The sequence below is a fragment of the Cognataquiflexum aquatile genome (genome assembly GCF_003316845.1).
In the GTDB taxonomy this organism is placed as follows: Bacteria; Bacteroidota; Bacteroidia; order Cytophagales; family Cyclobacteriaceae; genus Cognataquiflexum; species Cognataquiflexum aquatile.
In genome coordinates this window covers 38,076-56,307 of record NZ_QMIK01000004.1, presented here as the reverse complement: position 1 = coordinate 56,307, position 18,232 = coordinate 38,076, and the positions used below count along the sequence as shown (strand labels likewise).

Here is an 18,232-nt window from a genome sequence, read left to right as displayed (position 1 = left end):
ACAGGCTATTCAACCTGTTTCCTCTCCAATATGAAGTTTTGACACTTACAATCTATTTCACATAAAGCTGATTAAACAACAACTTGAAAGTATTGTGTGCCTGCGCCCTGAAAGTGATCTCCGGTCCGAAAGCTACCAGTTTTCCTTTTCCGATCGGTGCCTCAAATGCGACCACACCATTTCTCAGATAAGATTGTCCCCAAGCCCAACCGGATATTAGCGGTGATTCTGTCCCGAACCAAGCCAAAGGTTTGATGCCTTTGATCAGTGCATCAGGGGCAAGGTTGAATACTGGACTGTTGTTGAATACCATGTTGGCAGACTCTCCCATTCCCCAGTTTGCCGGAGCTGATGAATCAAGATTTGCTTTCAGGATACTTCCGGGTATATAGTATTTTTCACCTGATAAAGGTCTTTCTCTTCCATCAGGAAGTTTTTCTAATAAGGCATTCGTCACCGGGAGCCCGAGGTCGTAGGCAAGCGAAGTGCTCGCACCTACGGCTACTACATTTCCTCCGTCTTCCATGAATTTTTTCAATTCAGGTACTGACTTGTCTTTGGTCAGGTTGCCAAGGAGTTTGTGGTATTGTGCATCGATGTCTTCTGCTTTTGGCATGCCACCCCAGCTTCTGATGGTACCTGGTGCGCCTGCACCGATAAATAAGATGACATCATATTTGGCTTTCAAATCACCTTTGTCAATGTCCTGAGGAAAAATAACCTGGAATGGAAAATGGTATTGCTCCATCATCCACCTTACCCAACCTGAAGGCATAGAACCTCCATAATGGTCAAACAAGGCAATTCTTGCAGGTTTGATTTTGACTGCGCCGGAAGGCTTGGAACTTGCCACCAATTTCACCCCAAAATCTTTTGCGGCTTTCTCTAAAACTGCTTTGCCACCGGAAACATAGAAACTCCCTGCGGGCAATCCTGAAACAGTTGAAGTGGTTCGTGAAACTTCAGCTCCTGATTTCAACAAATCATTGACTGCAATAAAGGCATTGTTTGCTCTGGCATCAATCAAAAATCCTGAACCGGAAGGCACTTTCATGGCAGGGAAACTTTGAACTTCACCATAGCCAATCCGCTCAAATGGTCCATCAAACCCCTCCATGATCCTGTCAAACTCTACACCCATCTGGTAGGCCAAAGTCCATCCTGCTGCATCGTAAGGACGCTTTGGAGGTCCTCCCGGATATTCGAAATCATTAGGGTGATCCTGGGGCTCAAACATGTCCAAGACGTGAGGACGGAATGCCTGGGCGGATTTCACCACATACGAACCTGCAGGATATTTTTTGCCATCCACTGTAAATTCCGCAGTGGCTTTATGCACCAAAATCCCGGATTTGATCAAGGCATTGATAAACCTGACCGCAGTCGGGAAGTCTGCCTGATCGGCAGGAAGGATAAATCCTCTTGGATCGCGAAGGTCCATATCCTGAAAAACCGAATCGAAATATTGCTTTGGCAATCCGCTTCTCATACCAAAAAAAGCCATTTCAGGATCGTCGGCTGACTTCTTTTCTTTGGCTTTGTCATAGGCTGCCTGGACAGCGGCAGATCTCTTTGGATATTTCGTCCAATAATCCATATTGCCACGGTCAATGCTGTTTTTACCCATCTTATAGATGTTGTAAAGGATGGCGTCATCATTTCTGCTGGCAAAATCCAAAATCGCAAAGTTCAGCGAAACAGAATAGTCGATTGATTTTTTGAAACTCCAAGCCTGAGGCTCGATTGGAAATGGCGTGGCATGGGTCGGGATCAATCTGTCCGGCACCAAAGGAATCTCGGAAGGTGTAGGCCCTCCGGTGATTTCTGTCAGGATACCGATCATGTTGTGAAAATAGGGCGTGGTACGCAAGCCACCATTCCACCAAGATGAAAACACCGAACCGCCAAGACGTGTATAACCGGGTCTTCCTTCCAAATTGAGTCTGTTGATCATCGCGGCACCTACTCCATCCAAGCTTGTCATGATCAATGGATCAAAAACATGGTTGAAAGGATCCCTATAAGGAGGTCCTGCGACAACTGTTCCTGCCGGCGAGGTCTGATGGTGGTTGTAGATGATTTGTGGAAGCCACTCCACATATTGCTGAAGCGAAGTGTTGGTAGTTTCCTTCATGTTCATCATGAAAAAATCCCTGTTGTTGTCATGACCCACGTACTTTTGGTACATGTAAGGGCTGTTCATATTTCTCTTTTTGACATCAGAAGGACCCATGTACCAATTGGTGACAATCTCTTGTCCGTCAGGATTGACCTGTACCATCAGAATGATCAGGTCGTCAAGAAAGCGGAGGATTTCAGGATCATTGCTGCTGACCAATTCGTAGTAAGTCGGGATCAACTGGTGCGAGCCTACAGTCTCTGTAGAGTGCAATCCACCATCGATCCAAACCACAGGTTTTCCCTCAACAGATAGCTTTTTGGCCTCTTCTTCGGTGATTTCGGCCCTTGCGAGCAATTGGGAAATCTCCTTATACCGGTCTAATTTTTTGTGGTTTTCGGGGGAGGTGATGATCATCATCGGCATTTGTCTTCCTTCCTCCGTCGGTCCGATTTCTACGAACTTTACGCGGTCTGAAAGGGCAGCCAGTTTTCTGAAATAAGCATCTGTAGCCGTATACGTGGCCAATTTGTAGTCTTCCCCTATCTCAAAACCAAAATGTTCCTTCGGGGTGGGGATGCTTTGGGAAAAGGCAGTAGTAAAGGTCAACAAACCTACTATTGCCCACAAGAAGTAAAATTTTCTCATAAGTATCTGCTGTTAGGTATTTTTTTCAATTTAGCACGGACCTTTTTCCAAACCAAAAGCGGGATTGTAATCGGAAAGAAAAAGGTTTGATTGGTCATATTCCAAATTCAAATTGGTTAAATTTGATCTTACTATTTCCTTTCATTGCAGTAGGCATGTTTTCTCCTTACCGTCAGGCCAACAATATCTATTTTAAACAGTTCTAACCAAAAACTAACCCTATGTACAAAATCATCATCTACCTCAATCTGATCCTTATCGGCCTCATTGGCTGGAAAGTATCCGAAAAAGAAACCGTAATCGTTTCTGACGAAATCACCATGTGCCACACAGGTCCTTCCGAAATGATCGCGTTCCTTGACGATCCCAAGTTCGTTGCTTTCCATCCTTCCCCGGTTCCTTTTGACTTTAATCCATTGGGGGAAATGACAACTTTCCCAACCGCAGATGGAAAAAAAGCCAACGGCTATCTGATCAAAGCCAAAAAACCATCAAACAACTGGCTTTTTGTCTACCAGGAATGGTGGGGTCTCAATGACAATATCAAAGCCGAATCAGACAAATTTTATACTGACCTTGGAGGAAATGTCAACGTGATCGCTATCGACATGTATGATGGCAATGTGACCTCAAATCCCCAAGAGGCAATGGGTTTCATGAGGGGAACAAATGAAAAAAGACTGGAGACAATCGTTCTTGGCGCCAAGGATTTTGCAGGTAAAGATGCTAAAATCGCCAATGTGGGCTGGTGTTTTGGAGGAGGATGGTCATTGAAATCCGCACTTTTACTAGGCAAACAAAACGTGGGCTCGATCATTTATTACGGCATGCCGGTACGTGATGTGGAGCAATTGAAAACTTTGAACTCTGATGTTTTGGGACTTTTTGCTACTGAAGAAAATATTTCCAAAGCAGTGATTGAAGAATTTGCTGCTGCGATGGACAAAGCCGGAAAAGACCTAGAATACAAAATATTTGACGCAGTGCATGGATTCTCCAATCCCTCCAACCCAAAATATGACAGCGAAGCTACCGCAGAAGCATATGGTATGGCTTTGGGCTATTTGAAAGGGAAGTTTGGGAATTGAAAGATTTGAAAATTGGAAGATTGAAAGATTATAACCTGTCTTAAATTTTACCATAAAAAAAACCTGGAAAATGTTTCTTCCAGGTTTTTTTTATTCCAAATCGTTTAAATTACTTCAATTCCAATTGTTCAATAATTCCTGTTCCGACACCCCTCAATTCTTCAAATCTTTTCTTCAATTTCTCAAGCATTTCCGGTTCTGCCGCAGCAATGTTGTTTTTTTGGCCGGGATCTGCCTTGAGGTTATAGAGTTGATATTGGAGATCATTTCCCAATTCTATATTGACGGATTGATTTACTGCCGGACCTTGGTATGGGGGTATCATGATATAATCCCCGCTGCGAAGGGCTGTCTTGGTGGTAGCCTCTAAAATCAATTCTTCTCTTCCCAGATTTGTTTCTCCCAACAGGACTGACAGCATGTCCTTGCTGTCTTCGGTGGCAATTTCACTTCCCACAAGCTTGGACAGGGAAGAGAACAAGTCCAATTGTGATACCAAGGCATCAGAAACCCCAGGTTTGATTTTCCCCTTCCAATAGGTCATAAATGGAACCTTGGTTCCTGCCTCAAAAAGGCTGTACTTCCCACCTCTCAGGATTCCTGCGGGTTTATGGTTTCCTATTTTCTCGACGGCTTCATCATAGTAACCATCATTCAGAACAGGCCCATTGTCAGAAGAAAAAATCACCAAGGTATTTTCCAAAATCCCTGCTTCTTCCAAAGTCTTCAGTAATTCTCCAATGGCCCAGTCAGCTTCCAAAATCACATCCCCCCTAGGACCCATTCCTGATTTTCCTACAAATCTCGGGTGCGGAGTTCTAGGCACATGTGGCTGCTGCATCGCAAAATAGAGGAAAAATGGGTTTTCATCATTTTTCTTTCCGTTGATATACTCCTGGGCTTTGATCAGAAAATGGTCTGCCATATCCTCATCTACCCATTTGGCTTTTTCTCCTCCTTTCATAAAACCGATCCGAGGGATACCGTTGACAATGCTGTTGTTATGACCGTGATGCCATTTCATTTTGATCAGTTCAGGATTGTCCAAACCCGTCGGTTCACCCTCAAAGTTTTTGTCGTAATCCACCAAAATGGGATCATCGGCTTCCAAACCGACTACGAGGCCATTTTCTATATAGACAGTGGGTACCCGATCCTGCGTCGCAGCCATGATATAGGCATAATCAAACCCAACCTCATTGGGTCCGGGTGAAACGCGCTGATTCCAATCCATATTTCCTTCACCCAATCCCAAATGCCATTTGCCTACAATTCTGGTATGATAGCCTTTGGTTTTCAACATTTTGGGAACGGTCATCTGATCAACCCCAATCAATAAGGGGGCGGTACCAGGCAAGATCTTGGCATTTTCATTTCTCCAGGGATAGATTCCTGTGAGCAAAGCATACCTGCTGGGCGTACAGGTGGCGGAGGTAGCATAGGCATTGGTGAACTTCATACCTTCATTGGCCAACCTGTCCATATTGGGAGTCTGCAATTCGGTGGCACCGTAAGCGCTCAGATCACCATATCCCAAATCATCCATGTAAATGATGACAATGTTTGGTAGCTTATTCTCCTCAGTTTGGCCGGTATTTTCATTTTTGCAGCCAAATAATAAGGTAAAAAATACAGCTGCAAAAAGGCCACGGATTAGACGTGGTTTTACTTTTTTGCTTTGGGTTTTCATTGGATTGTTGTAGGCAGAAGGTTTATTATACTTCGTAAGATGGGGAAATTTAAATCATTTAAAAAAAACTCAATTGTTCCACCAACATTAAAACTATCCAAACCTTTAAACTTTTTGATCCTTACAGCCTCCTCTTATTTGGATTGAGATTGGTGTAGCTGATCAGTTCGTCATACCGCGAGCCCATGTCCCGAAAATATATGAGAATCTCGTACTCATTTTCGGTTTCGAAATAATTCCCCTCAAAAGGCGTCATGTTCCAACCCTCAGCAGTTTTATAGGCATATTGGTAATCGTACCAACCTTGCTTAAGCAATAAAGTTGCCTCGAAATTTTTGGTCGATTTATTATAAACCATTTTGGAAGTTGGGTCATTTCCCCATTTTGTCATGGCGCCTATGACATAGGGAACTTCATTCCCCGGTTCTGCCTCCAGATTAAAAGTCACAAGCATGTATTCACTTTCCAACTCATAATTTCTCCGCTCGAGATTCATGATGCCATATTGCCCATTTAAATCAAGGTATTCGGAATAGACACCCTGTGGTCTTGGTTTATCGATCCCGGCCTCGGCATAGACCACATCCTCCTCCATTTTGATGGCTTTGACACCCAATCCTCTGGACCTGACAAACCTCAAATCGATAAACCTGAATTCATTTCCTGCCCAGAAAGTATTGCTCCCATCAAAAAGCTGGTATTCGATCAGCTTGATGTCTTCTCGGATCATCGTCGGGGTTTTCAATAGCTTGGTATTGTCCCAACGCTGATTTTGCCGGATCATGACTTTCAGGTTGTTTTTGGGATCAAACAATTCCCGCGTCTTGTAATTGATATTTACATTGATTTGCTGGACAGCGCGTCTGTTTTCAGTTTGGCTTGGGGGAACGACCTTGGCGGCCACGGTCAAAATCCTTTGATAAACCATAAACCTCTTGGTCAGCACCACCTGTTTTTGGTCCCTTCCCCGGTATACCATGATGGCATAATTACCGGATTTGGTGACTCTTGGCAATACAAAATTATAATGCAGGTAAGGAATTCGGGTATCAATCGAATAGCTGAAATCGAGGATATTGAACTCATTGAAATCCACCAAGTACTCCGGTTCCTTTAAGTCCGAAGGGGTCCAATCAAAATTACAATGGATGATTTTGGCAGAATACTGATCGGGATCATACGCCAAATCATCGAAAGTCAGGTACATCGGAATGCCGCTATTCAACTCGATCACCGGAGAACTCATCTGTGCTTCATATTCAATGGAGGCAGGAAACAACCTCACCGATTGGATATTCTCTTCAAATACCCTGTCTTCAAAAACCTTTTGGGCAAAAAGAGGGGAAGAAAATGTGAAAAGAAGAATCAGAACGGCGATCGAACTACGCATGGGCTTTGGTTTTCAGGAACAATATAAAAAATTATGCCAAAGAAGCTGTCTCCTGCAAAGAACCAATCTCTTCCACCAAAGTCTCCCAATTTTGATTGAGTTCGGTTTCTTGGTTTTTGAGTTTTTGATAGGATTGATTGACTTCCTCCATTTTGTTATTGTCTGAGAAAACGATCGGATCGGCCATTTTCTTTTCCAATTCGGCTTTTTTGGTTTCGATCTGAAGGATTTTTTCCTCAACCAAAGCAAGTTCCTGTTCTTTCTTCTTTAGGTTTTTCTTTGCTTCGTTCACTTCGGTGATATTCAATTCCTTTTTCCGGGTATCCTGTTTTGGTTTGGAATCCTGTTTGGTGTCGGCAGGAGATGCGGCTTGTTGGGATTTCCAATAAACAAACTCGTCATAAGTTCCCGGATATTCTTTGATCTTGTTTTCTTCGATGTACCAGATTTTGTTTGCCACACCACGGATAAAATGCCTGTCGTGGGAAACAGTGATGAAAGTTCCTTCATATTGCTCCATCGCCTGAATCAGGATGTTGACAGACTGGATATCAAGGTGGTTGGTCGGTTCATCCAAAAGCAGGAAGTTGGCCTCTGAGATCATTGTTTTGGCCAAAGCAACCCTTGATTTTTCTCCTCCCGAAAGGACTTTTATTTTTTTGAATACATCTTCATTGGTAAATAAAAAGCAACCCAAGACATTTCTGAGTTCGGTTTCGGTTTTCTTGGAACCGGCCTGCACCATTTCCTGAAGGATTTCATTGTCGACATTCAAAGCCTCGAGCTGATGCTGTGCATAAAACGATTTGATGACGTTGTGTCCCTGTTCGCGTTTTCCTTTAATCGGTTCGGTACCGTCGACAATCCTCAAAAGCGTGGATTTACCTTTTCCATTGGCTCCGATCAAAGCGATCTTATCCCCTCTTTCGATCCTTGCGGTGGTGTCTTTCAAGATCACCAGGTCCCCATAAGCTTTGGATACATGGTCCAAAACAACCACATCCCTTCCTGATTTTTGGGAAAATTTAAATTTGAAATTCACAGAGATGTTGTCATCTACCACTTCATTGACCCGGTCCAATCTGTCCAAGGCTTTGATCCTGGATTGCACCTGATTGGATTTGGTGGCTTTGGCACGGAAGCGCTCAATAAATCGCTCCGTCTGCTTGATCATCTGCTGCTGATTTTCGTAGGCGTTTTGCTGGATTTCCATCCTTTCTTTCTTTTCCTCTTGGTAGAAAGAATAATTACCGGAATAGGAAGTCAGAGATCCATTAGACACCTCCACAGTGATATCGACACAATTGTCCAAAAAGTCCTGATCGTGGGAAACCACAACGACAGCACCTTCATAATTTTTGAGGTAATTTTCCACCCATTGGATGGAAGGCAAATCCAAGTGGTTGGTAGGTTCATCGAGCATCAGCAAAGAAGGCTTTTCCAAAAGCAACTTGGCAAGCATCACCCTCATTCTCCATCCTCCGGAAAAAGTCTTCAGCGGTCTGCTGAGGTCTTTGGTATTGAATCCGATCCCTTCCAAAACCTCTTCCGCTTTGGCCTTGATGGTATAGCCTTCATTGGCTTCAAACTGGTCCTGCAACCTTGCCAACTTATTGATAATCTCATCAGAATGGTCCGTTTCCATCTGATGGAGTACATTTTCTATTTCTTGTTCGAGTTGGAGTGTCTCCTTGAAAGCCTCCAAGGCCACATCCAAAATACTATCCTCTGATTGGTAAGAAAGCAAATCCTGGTTCAAAAAACCGATGGTACAATCCTTCGCTTTTTGGATTTCCCCTGAACTCGGTTGGATATCGCCGTTGATGATTTTGAGCAAAGTCGACTTGCCGGTTCCGTTCAGACCGACCAATCCGATTTTGTCTTTAGGTTTGATATGGAGAGCGGCGTTTTCGTAAAGCGCCCGGCCTCCGATAAAGTAAGAAAGATTATTAATTGATAACATGCTGCAAAAATAACCAAACTCCCGTTTATAAATGATTTCGTTGCAATTATTACTGAGAAAGTGTCTCGACTTTTAATTTTCAATAACTTGTAGCTTGAAAAAATACCTAAAACCCTCCAACGGTTCGGAACCCTAGGAGATTTAACCAAAAAAACCAGTCTCTTTATTCATTATTCAATTTAAGATTTATCCCTAGTACGAATATCAATGAATATCTATTCCGCTAAAACCAAAACCAACATGCGCAAAATAATCCTTCTCCTTTGCCTCTCAGTCATCAGCCTGTCCTGCAATGCCCAAAGCACCAAAAAAAGTTATATCCAACTAGAAAAAATCAAGCTTCCGGCAGGTTTTAAGATCAGTGTTTGGGCTGAAGATGTCCCTGACGCGCGCTCACTCGCTATGAATGGGGACGGCAGCATCATTTTCGTCGGCAACCGACAGGGTAAAAATGTCTATGCCTTGGTCGATACCAATAAGGACGGAAAGGCTGATAAAAAATATACCCTTGCCGAAGGATTGCGGATGCCAAATGGTGTCGCTTTCAAAGATGGCGACCTTTACGTGGCGGAAGTCGGTAGAATCTTGAGATTCAGGAATATTGAAAAAACGCTGGATAAACCTGTTTTTGAAGTGGTTTATGACAAGTTTCCCGACAAAGCGCATCATGGATGGAAATTCATCGCTTTTGGTCCGGATGGCTTGCTTTATGTGCCGATTGGCGCACCGTGTAACATCTGCGAACCTGAAGAAATCTTCGCCTCGATCACGCGTATTGATGTCAAATCAACCAATATCCAACCTGAGATTTTTGCCAAAGGCATCAGAAATACCGTTGGTTTCGCTTGGCATCCTACATCCAAGGAAATCTGGTTTACCGACAATGGACGAGACATGATGGGTGACGATGTGCCGGATTGCGAACTCAACCACGCTCCAAAAAAAGGCATGCACTTCGGATACCCGTATTGGCATGCCGGTGATGTCAAAGATCCGGAGTTTGGAAGTAAAGGAAAAGACAAATCTGCCTATACGGCTCCCAAAGCCAAATTAGGAGCGCACACGGCACCTTTGGGAATGAGGTTCTATACCGGAAATCAGTTTCCTGCGGCATACAAAAACAACATCATCCTAGCCAAACACGGCTCTTGGAACAGAAGCAAAAAGTCAGGATATAACCTGACCCGGGTAATCCTGGATGCCAACCAAAACGTGGTAAAGCAGGAAGTTTTTGCTGAAGGATGGCTCGATGATGCATCGCAGGATGTCTGGGGCAGGCCTGTGGATGTCCTTCAGATGCCGGATGGCAGCATGTTGGTATCAGATGATATGGCAAATTGTATTTATAAGATCACCTATTCCGGCAAGTAACCATGCACAGACGTGACACTTTGAAAAAAATTGGTCTTGGCGCTGCAGTCAGTTTGGCTGCCCCGTCCCTTTGGTCTTGCAACCGCCCCACACAAACCGCTACCGTGGATACGCCGGAACCTACCAAACTCCTCCGCTTGTCTTTGGCCCAATGGTCCCTTCACCGCGCTTTTCAAAACGGGGAACTGAATCCCTATGATTTTGCCAAGATTGCCAAAAGTGAATTTGGACTGGAAGCTGTAGAGTATGTGAATGGATTCTACAGGGAAAAGGGTTCGGACACCTCTTTTTGGAAGGAAATGCTCCAAAAATCCCAAGACCAAGGCGTCAAAAATCTCTTGGTCATGGTGGATGAAGAGGGTGATTTGGGTAATCCTAATCAAGCCGAAAGCCAAAAAGCGGTTGAAAACCACTACAAATGGGTAGATGCCGCTAAAATCCTAGGATGTCATTCTATCCGTGTCAATGCATTTGGAGATGGAGCCAAGGAAGATGTCCAAAAAGCAATGGTACAAAGCCTTGGAAAACTCTGCTCCTATGCTGCTGCATCTGATATTCAGGTGTTGATTGAAAATCACGGGCTCTACAGTTCGGATCCGTTTTGGATAAAAAGCATAATTGAAGAATTGAAAGCCCCCAACCTTGGTACTTTGCCTGACTTTGGGAATTGGTGCCTCTCAGCCAAATGGGGCAGCACCCAAGCTGATGATTGTACAGAAGTTTTTGACCGGTATGAGGGAGTGAAGACGCTTTTGCCTTTTGCCAAAGGGGTGAGTGCAAAGTCTTACAGTTTTGACGAAAAGGGAGAACAGCCTAAGATAGATTACCGAAAAATGCTCGGTATAGTAAAAGAATCAGGTTTTGATGCTTATATCGATATTGAGTATGAGGGCTTGCAGCAATCAGAACCAGAAGGAATCAGGCTTACCAAACAGTTGATTGAAAAGATTTGGGAGGAGTTATAGGCTAAGTTGCTTGATGAATCCATATGGCCTTTTTCAATAGCAATGATTGATAAAAGTCGAAATAAAACGACTAATCAAAAAATCTTGGGTTCTGAAAAAGTTTTAAACTGATATCAGGCAAAATTTATAAGCCATCCCGAGGAACAAGAGATCTTTTCAGACCCTTTTTACTCCGGGATGGCGAACATTACATTTTCAAAAATCCAACTTTACATACCAAGACTCACTACTTCCTTAACTAGGATTTCGAGATGCCTTTACCTTTTCTTTGTTTAAGGTAAATGAAAATAACTTTTCCTTATTTCAGCCATTCCGGCTTGGTCGTGACAATATTTGCTTCCAATTGATTGAGCAGATTATAAATTCCAAAATAAGTCCTGTTGATATACAAGCCGTGACGGGAACCACGCGCCTGACGGGATTTTCGGAACATTTTGTCATTGGAAATTCTGTCTCCCAACTGGAAGATCTGCTCGAAATAGCTGTTGTCCGCAAAATCGAAAGTTTCCACATGGAAAGGTTTTCCCAACAAAGAGATCATGTCCTTGAATATATTTTTGAAGTAAACTTTCTCCTCTGCGGTATCCTTGTCGCTGATAAATTCCAAACCGTAGAAGATCTCGTTCAATTCATCTTCATTGATGAATAATTCCCTTTTGATCAATGAAAAATAGCCTTTGTAAAAATCCTCCGGAATGACTTTAACACAGCCAAAATCGATGATTCCGAGTTTGTCATTGTTTTGGATGATGAAGTTTCCTGGATGTGGATCGGCGTGAACCTGCATCAGATTATGCACCTGATGGTGGTAAAAATCCCAAAGTGCCTGCCCGATTCTGTTTTTTTGTTCTTGGGTAGGATTGGTTTCAAGCCATTCTTTTATGTGCTTTCCTTCTATCCAATCCATCGTGATGATGCGGTCAGAGCTCAGGTTTTCATAATATGTCGGGAAAACGAGGTCTTCAATATGGCTGCATGCACCTGAAATTTCCTTGGATCGCTGCACTTCGAGTACATAATCCGTCTCCTCCAACAGTTTCTCTTCCACTTCTGCCATATAGTGGTCGAGTTCCTTTTCATTCATATTGAGCAGGCGCAAGGCGAATGGTCTTACCAATTTCAAATCAGAACTTACCGAATCAGCCACACCGGGATACTGGATTTTAACTGCGAGTTTTTTGCCGTTTTGGATCGCTTGGTGCACCTGACCGATGGAGGCCGCATTGACCGCTGACCGGGTAAATGTATCGTAAATCTGCTCGGGGCTCTTGCCAAAATACTTCTGAAAAGTCTTTACTACCAAGGGATAAGACAAAGGCGGTGCACTGTATTGCGCCATGGTAAACTTATCCTGATAGGCCCTTGGGAGGATATTTTTGTCCATAGACATCATCTGCGCCACTTTGAGTGCTGAACCTTTCAATTCACTCAGAGAATTGTAGATGTCAGTCGCGTTGTTGGTATGAAGTTCCTCCTTGGTCATCGAAGGATTGACGACCTTTTTGGCATAATGCTTCATGTAATTACCGCCGACTTTGGCACCTGTACTGATAAACTTCGCCGCACGCTGTACTTTGGATGTTGGGATACTCTTTTGCTCCTTCACTTTGCTTTCCATGATGTTACTGATTACTTATTTTGGTACAAAAACTTGGCAAAATCGATAAAGGAATCAATGGCGCTTTTTCCCATAAGGTCAAAAGCAAGGTTGACGGATTTCTCGATGGCCGCGTCTGTTTTTTCGAATGAAGGTGAACTGTCTTTGATCCAAAACTGGAACACAAACCAAACCTGAAGCCAAAGTGCCTCATCGTATCGGTCCGAAATGATCGGTCTGCTTGCGATTTCTTCCGTTTCTTTTCCTTCCAAAATGATCTCATTGGCAAAGTCCTTAAACTTGTGCCTGAAAGTTTTGGCTTCTGCGGGAAGGATATTTTTTAGACCTTTGTTACCTCCGTACAGGGACAGCAGATATGACCTGTTTTTCTTAAGTTCTTCCACCAAGGTGAAAAGGAATCCAAGAAATTTTTCACGGGCGCTGTACTCTTTATAAACTTCCTGAGATTCCAAGTTTCCGATGGTGTCGTCAAAAAGTTTTGCCCAAACGGCTGATTTGATGGATTCGAAAGAAGTGAAGTAAGTGTAAAATTCCTCTTCTTTCATCTTCAGTTCCTTGGCAAACTTGAATACCGAAGCCGGTTGCTTACCGTGTTCCAATACGTATTCGACGTATCCGGTTATGATTTTTGTTTTTTGATCTACTTTGGTAGTTTTCTTGGCGGGTGCTTTTTCCATGGTTGGTATTGTTTACTGGAGACATAACCTAGAAAAGGGATATGAAGTTTAGAAAAGCAGCACAAATCCAACAGGATTATAAAAATTTATTTTTAGTTTTATGGGGTTGGGTTCAATAGGAAGGGGGAAAGGGTTTTAAATTGGAGGGCTTTTCCAATAGTCAAGAGAAAGCAAAAAATCTCTACTCATTTAGGAGCAAATGATTGAACAATTAATCGAACGGACAAATAAGAAAGAATTCTATCAAAGTGGAAGAATACACTTGACTGACTTAATTGGCCAAATTGGGCAACTTAAAACTCTTGAGCTTAATCTTATACTTGATGAACAAGATGATTATGGAAAACTAACCCATCCCGAACATTGGAGATTGATCTGCAACCAAACCATAGACTTTCGCGGAATTTTTGCTGATTTGTATTTACCTTATATCAAATTAAAAATACTTACCGACCATCCCTTGCTTTGGACATATACAAAACCCGAACTTGAGTGTATACTGAATGTCTTTCCAAAAAATCCAAGTGAGTTTATTGGCGACTTATTTTTTGAGTATGAAAAAATTACTGGAAACTGGATTCCTATAAATAATACTTTTCGGTCACTAAATGAATATTATAAAAAAAAGGGAAAGCTGAATTTATCCATTGCAAAACCATTAAAAGAACCTATTCAAAGAGTTTGCGAAAAGCACGGAATAAAATTTATTGTTGAAAATGAAATTGATGGTTTTAGCAAAGGTTATGCAAATCGGACAAATGCAAAACTTTTGATTTTTGGAAATGAAGATGTCAGCCCGAATGATTTTAATTTAGGACAACCATACATAATTGCAGATGAATTTTTTGCGAATCGAATATGAAAAATAGTTACCAAAAAGAGAGGTTAGACGGGAGAAAGGCTAAGGTCCTACTCTTACATTTTGAATGAATATCTTCGGGAATAATCAGTAAACGAATGGTAAGGCCGAACTTTTCAATACCTAAGAAAACAAAAAAGACCTTCTGAATGATCACATTCAAAAGGTCTTTCGAAAATTAAAAGCTGAGAGAAATAATTTTAATTAAGGTTTCTAAATATGGAAACATTATGTATTTTTGTAATGTTTAACAAGTATTTAATGAGGTATTTCGAGACAAAATTTTTAGAAGAAGCAAACGAGTTCATTTCAGGATTGGATCTTAAGGCCATCAAAAAAATCTTTTACAATATTGACCTTGCTGAACAGACCAATGACCCAAAACTTTTAAAGAAACTTCAAAATGACATTTGGGAGTTTCGTACAAAATACGCAGGACTTCAAATTAGGCTTCTTGCCTTTTGGGATAAATCAAATAACAAAAAAACTTTGGTTGTTGCGACCCATGGTTTTATAAAAAAGGTTGACAAAGTGCCAAAAAGCGAAATCGACAGAGCAATTAGATTAAAGGATAATTATTTTCGAAACAAATAGAAAAATTAATCATATGGCAACCAAACAGATCAAGACATACTCGCTTGCCGAAATGAAGGACAAGTATATCGGTAAAGTAGGAACGGTTGACCGTGACGAATACGAATATGAACTTCGTATGGATGTTTTGGGGAAAATGATCAAAGCAGCTAGGCAAGAACGGAATTTGACACAAGAAGAACTTGGGAAGCTTATTGGCGTGCAAAAAGCCCAAATTTCCAAACTTGAAAGCAGTGCCAACAGTGCTACAATTGATACCATTTTGAAAGTGTTTAAAGCTTTGAAAGCAGAGATAAACTTTAACGTAAAACTTGAAGATAACTTTGTTAAAATCGCATGAAAGGATGGTAATCCAATTCGATATGTACCTTTAGACTTACGACACTTTATAGATATTAAACAAAAATTCAAAAAAATCCTTTCGACTTCGCTCAGGGAACGCATTAAATGAAAAAACAGTAGGGGGAGAAGGGAAAGGGCTCCGCCCTTTCCCTTCTCCCCCCCTTCATTAAATCAATATTGGACCCTCAGCGTGGTCGAAGGATAGGTCCCTGAGCGAAGTCGAAGGGCAAAATTTTAAAAGAAATTATTTCACTACTTTTTCCACCACCAGGTTATGGTTGGTATAGATACAGACATCAGCAGCGATGCCGAGGCTTTCCCTGACCATTTCTTCTGCAGTAAGTTGGGGCGCAAATTTCTTCAGCGCTCTGGCGGCAGATTGGGCATACATGCTTCCGGAACCGATGGAAGCGATCTCCATATCCGGTTCGATCACATCGCCATTACCCGAAATAATCAGAATATCCACCGCATCAGCCACAATCATCATGGCTTCGAGCTTGCTGAGCATGCGGTCTGTCCGCCATTCTTTGGCGAGTTCGACGGCGGCTCTTTTCATGTTGTTGCCATAGGCACCCATCTTTTCCTCGAATTTCTCCAAGAGCGTAAATGCATCTGCCGTAGAACCTGCAAATCCGGTGACGATTTTTCCGCCTTGTAATTTTCTGATTTTATTGACCGTGCTTTTTGCAATTGTATTGCCCAAGGTAGCCTGACCATCTGCACCGATGACTACTTCCCCGTTGTGTTTGATGGCTACTACGGTTGTTGATTTTATTTTTTCCATTTTTTAAAAGACAAGAGATATAAGACGTGAGATAAGAGACTTTTGAATTGAGATAAGTAGAAATATGGTAGAAATTAATTGAAATATTTAAAGGAGATACATTGAAATATGGTAGAAATAAAATTGAAATATTAAAGGAGATACATTGAAATAAGATAGAAATACATTGAAATAAAACTTAGAACCCTAGTCTATGTAGCAAACCCTATTTCCACTTTTTTTCGCGAAGCATATTTCCAATGTATTTCGCGAAGCGTATTTCAACTTTATTTTCTAAAATATATTTCACTTCTTCAATAACCATACAAAAGCAAAAAGTCCTGTGAAAACAGGACTTTTTGACAGTATTTATTTTTTTTGTTAGATCAACATCCTGACGGGATCTTCTAGCAGACCTTTCAAGGTAAGCAGGAAGGCAGAACCGACAGCTCCGTCCACTACCCTATGGTCACAGGAAAGTGTCACTTTCATGATATTTCCGATCTGCATCTGACCGTTTTTCACGATCACGGTTTCTTTGATCCCGCCGACGGCAAGGATACAGGCATCAGGCGGATTGATGATTGCTGTGAACTCATCGATTCCGAACATCCCCAAGTTGGAAATGGTAAATGTATTTCCTTCCCAATCTTTCGGTTGCAATTCTTTGTTTTTGGCTTTCCCTCCCAATGTCTTGGCTTCTGTCGAGATCTGCGACAAAGACTTACTATCCGCAAACCGGATCACAGGAACCAATAATCCTTCCTCCACGGCAACTGCCATTCCGATATGTATATGGTCGTTATACCTGATTTTATCCCCCAACCAAGAAGAATTTACTTTTGGATGTTGCTTCAATGCCATTGCAGCGGCCTTGATCACAAAATCGTTGAAGGAAATTTTCACCGGAGAAATTTCATTCATGCTTTGTCTTGCAGCAATTGCCTTATCCATGTTGATTTCCATGGTAAGGTAGAAATGAGGCGCCCCAAATTTACTTTCTGCCAATCTCTTGGCAATGACTTTCCTCATTTGGGAAACCTTCTCTTCTCTGAAAGATTCCTGACCCAAGACAGGTCCTGATACAGGTGTACTTGATGCTGCGGCTGTAGGCATAGCAGCAGGTTTTACAGATGCCGGATCAAAGGATTCCACATCTCTTCTAATGATTCTTCCACCTTCACCGCTTCCTTTTACCAAAGTTATGTCGATTCCTTTTTCGGAAGCCATTTTCTTAGCCAAGGGAGAAGCTATTACCCTTCCATTGTCAGAAGAGGAAGTTGACGCAGTTGGTGCAGCAGGTGTAGACGGTTTTGATTCTACAGGTTTTGATTCAGAAGTTTTTTCCGCCGGAGTAGCTGGCTTTTCTTCTTTCTGCTCTTCAACAGCTGGGGCTTCCGCACCGCCTGATTTTGATTTGTGTGCTTTGAGCAATGTCTGATAATCAGCACCCTTTTCACCGATGATGGCGATCACGCCATCCACTTCCACAGAATTACCGGCTTCCACACCTATGTAAAGCAAGATGCCATCGTCATAGGATTCGAGTTCCATGGTGGCTTTATCGGTTTCCACTTCAGCAATGATATCACCGGATTTGATGGCATCTCCGACTTTTTTCAACCAAGAGGCTATCGTGCCCTCGGTCATGGTATCAGACATCTTTGGCATAGTCAACACGGTCGCATTGATGCCGGAGACATCGATAGATTCCTTTGGAGCCTCTGCTTTTGGAGGAGCAGGGGCAGCTTTTTCTTCCTTGGGAGCTTCGGTTTTTTCTTCTTTTTTATGTTCAGCTTTTGCTGCAGGAGCTCCGCCACCGGAGATGTCCTTGAGCAAAGCATCAATGTTTTCACCTTTTTCTCCAATAATGGCAATTACCCCATTGACAGCCACAGCGTTTTTTTCCTCCACACCGATATACAGCAAAACACCTTCTTCGTAAGATTCAAGCTCCATGGTTGCCTTGTCGGTTTCCACTTCTGCAAGTATATCTCCCGGCTTTACTGCATCTCCTACTTTTTTCAACCACGCTGCGATCACCCCTTCTTCCATGGTATCGCTCATTTTGGGCATTCGTATTATCTCGGCCATAAGTTGATTATATCCTAGTCAAATTTTAAGGAGTCCAAAAATAGTTCT

Annotated in this window: 14 protein-coding genes; 6 read left to right on the top strand and 8 right to left on the bottom strand. The window is 42.4% G+C overall.

The genetic code is table 11. The annotated features are described in order from the left end of the window. Nucleotides 1-52 precede the first annotated feature (52 nt). Complete coding sequence (locus DQW11_RS11710; RefSeq protein ID WP_113924272.1) at nucleotides 53-2,767, bottom strand: M14 family metallopeptidase; 2,715 nt, start codon at nucleotides 2,765-2,767, stop codon at nucleotides 53-55. A gap of 221 nt (nucleotides 2,768-2,988) precedes the next feature. Here DQW11_RS11710 and DQW11_RS11705 point away from each other — a divergent pair, with 221 nt between their 5' ends. Continuing rightward, entirely contained in the window at nucleotides 2,989-3,855 is an 867-nt protein-coding gene (locus DQW11_RS11705) for a dienelactone hydrolase family protein (protein ID WP_113924271.1), read from the top strand. A 109-nt stretch (nucleotides 3,856-3,964) separates the two neighbouring features. Here DQW11_RS11705 and DQW11_RS11700 read toward each other — a convergent pair whose 3' ends face one another. The 3 genes from DQW11_RS11700 to abc-f form a co-directional block, all read right to left on the bottom strand. Then, nucleotides 3,965-5,545 carry a sulfatase family protein gene (locus tag DQW11_RS11700; RefSeq protein ID WP_113924270.1) on the bottom strand — a complete coding sequence of 527 codons (1,581 nt, stop codon included), beginning with the start codon at nucleotides 5,543-5,545 and terminating at the stop codon, nucleotides 3,965-3,967. Nucleotides 5,546-5,666: 121 nt separating this feature from the next. Beyond that, entirely contained in the window at nucleotides 5,667-6,935 is a 1,269-nt protein-coding gene (locus DQW11_RS11695; RefSeq protein WP_113924269.1) for a type IX secretion system plug protein, read from the bottom strand. Between the two features lie 31 nt (nucleotides 6,936-6,966). Next, entirely contained in the window at nucleotides 6,967-8,898 is a 1,932-nt protein-coding gene (gene abc-f, locus DQW11_RS11690; RefSeq protein ID WP_113924268.1) for a ribosomal protection-like ABC-F family protein, read from the bottom strand. Nucleotides 8,899-9,138: 240 nt separating this feature from the next. On the opposite strand from abc-f, the gene DQW11_RS11685 reads away from it, so the two are divergent. Both DQW11_RS11685 and DQW11_RS11680 read left to right on the top strand, forming a co-directional pair. Beyond that, complete coding sequence (locus DQW11_RS11685) at nucleotides 9,139-10,269, top strand: PQQ-dependent sugar dehydrogenase (protein ID WP_113924890.1); 1,131 nt, start codon at nucleotides 9,139-9,141, stop codon at nucleotides 10,267-10,269. 2 nt (nucleotides 10,270-10,271) lie between these two features. Then, a complete protein-coding gene (locus DQW11_RS11680) occupies nucleotides 10,272-11,234 on the top strand; it encodes a sugar phosphate isomerase/epimerase family protein (protein WP_232826732.1) in 963 nt (320 codons plus the stop codon). A gap of 298 nt (nucleotides 11,235-11,532) precedes the next feature. Here the strand turns inward: DQW11_RS11680 and DQW11_RS11675 are convergent, their stop codons facing one another. Then, on the bottom strand, nucleotides 11,533-12,852 hold the full coding sequence (locus DQW11_RS11675; RefSeq protein WP_113924267.1) for an ABC1 kinase family protein: 1,320 nt from the start codon (nucleotides 12,850-12,852) through the stop codon (nucleotides 11,533-11,535). Nucleotides 12,853-12,863: 11 nt separating this feature from the next. Next, nucleotides 12,864-13,529, bottom strand: coding sequence for a TetR family transcriptional regulator C-terminal domain-containing protein (locus tag DQW11_RS11670; protein ID WP_113924266.1), 666 nt, complete (start codon nucleotides 13,527-13,529; stop codon nucleotides 12,864-12,866). A gap of 199 nt (nucleotides 13,530-13,728) precedes the next feature. On the opposite strand from DQW11_RS11670, the gene DQW11_RS11665 reads away from it, so the two are divergent. The 3 genes from DQW11_RS11665 to DQW11_RS11655 all read left to right on the top strand — a co-directional run bounded on the left by DQW11_RS11665 (nucleotide 13,729) and on the right by DQW11_RS11655 (nucleotide 15,322). Then, on the top strand, nucleotides 13,729-14,391 hold the full coding sequence (locus DQW11_RS11665; RefSeq protein ID WP_113924265.1) for a hypothetical protein: 663 nt from the start codon (nucleotides 13,729-13,731) through the stop codon (nucleotides 14,389-14,391). A 216-nt stretch (nucleotides 14,392-14,607) separates the two neighbouring features. Next, the gene (locus DQW11_RS11660) at nucleotides 14,608-14,982 is read left to right on the top strand and encodes a type II toxin-antitoxin system RelE/ParE family toxin (RefSeq protein ID WP_317047882.1); all 375 of its coding nucleotides are present in this window, start codon (nucleotides 14,608-14,610) and stop codon (nucleotides 14,980-14,982) included. Between the two features lie 13 nt (nucleotides 14,983-14,995). Further along, entirely contained in the window at nucleotides 14,996-15,322 is a 327-nt protein-coding gene (locus DQW11_RS11655; protein ID WP_113924263.1) for a helix-turn-helix domain-containing protein, read from the top strand. A 246-nt stretch (nucleotides 15,323-15,568) separates the two neighbouring features. Here the strand turns inward: DQW11_RS11655 and hslV are convergent, their stop codons facing one another. Together hslV and DQW11_RS11645 are read right to left on the bottom strand one after the other, a co-directional pair. Beyond that, the gene (hslV, locus tag DQW11_RS11650; protein WP_113924262.1) at nucleotides 15,569-16,111 is read right to left on the bottom strand and encodes an ATP-dependent protease subunit HslV; all 543 of its coding nucleotides are present in this window, start codon (nucleotides 16,109-16,111) and stop codon (nucleotides 15,569-15,571) included. A gap of 360 nt (nucleotides 16,112-16,471) precedes the next feature. Then, nucleotides 16,472-18,184, bottom strand: coding sequence for a pyruvate dehydrogenase complex dihydrolipoamide acetyltransferase (locus DQW11_RS11645; protein WP_113924261.1), 1,713 nt, complete (start codon nucleotides 18,182-18,184; stop codon nucleotides 16,472-16,474). Between the last annotated feature and the right edge of the window lie 48 nt (nucleotides 18,185-18,232).

Bases quoted from the DNA above. Each gene is read 5' to 3' on its own strand.
- DQW11_RS11710 (WP_113924272.1), bottom strand. From the start codon at position 2,767: ATGAGAAAATTTTACTTCTTGTGGGCAATAGTAGGTTTGTTGACCTTT.
- DQW11_RS11705 (WP_113924271.1), top strand. From the start codon at position 2,989: ATGTACAAAATCATCATCTACCTCAATCTGATCCTTATCGGCCTCATT.
- DQW11_RS11700 (WP_113924270.1), bottom strand. From the start codon at position 5,545: ATGAAAACCCAAAGCAAAAAAGTAAAACCACGTCTAATCCGTGGCCTT.
- DQW11_RS11695 (WP_113924269.1), bottom strand. From the start codon at position 6,935: ATGCGTAGTTCGATCGCCGTTCTGATTCTTCTTTTCACATTTTCTTCC.
- abc-f (WP_113924268.1), bottom strand. From the start codon at position 8,898: ATGTTATCAATTAATAATCTTTCTTACTTTATCGGAGGCCGGGCGCTT.
- DQW11_RS11685 (WP_113924890.1), top strand. From the start codon at position 9,139: ATGCGCAAAATAATCCTTCTCCTTTGCCTCTCAGTCATCAGCCTGTCC.
- DQW11_RS11680 (WP_232826732.1), top strand. From the start codon at position 10,272: ATGCACAGACGTGACACTTTGAAAAAAATTGGTCTTGGCGCTGCAGTC.
- DQW11_RS11675 (WP_113924267.1), bottom strand. From the start codon at position 12,852: ATGGAAAGCAAAGTGAAGGAGCAAAAGAGTATCCCAACATCCAAAGTA.
- DQW11_RS11670 (WP_113924266.1), bottom strand. From the start codon at position 13,529: ATGGAAAAAGCACCCGCCAAGAAAACTACCAAAGTAGATCAAAAAACA.
- DQW11_RS11665 (WP_113924265.1), top strand. From the start codon at position 13,729: ATGATTGAACAATTAATCGAACGGACAAATAAGAAAGAATTCTATCAA.
- DQW11_RS11660 (WP_317047882.1), top strand. From the start codon at position 14,608: ATGGAAACATTATGTATTTTTGTAATGTTTAACAAGTATTTAATGAGG.
- DQW11_RS11655 (WP_113924263.1), top strand. From the start codon at position 14,996: ATGGCAACCAAACAGATCAAGACATACTCGCTTGCCGAAATGAAGGAC.
- hslV (WP_113924262.1), bottom strand. From the start codon at position 16,111: ATGGAAAAAATAAAATCAACAACCGTAGTAGCCATCAAACACAACGGG.
- DQW11_RS11645 (WP_113924261.1), bottom strand. From the start codon at position 18,184: ATGGCCGAGATAATACGAATGCCCAAAATGAGCGATACCATGGAAGAA.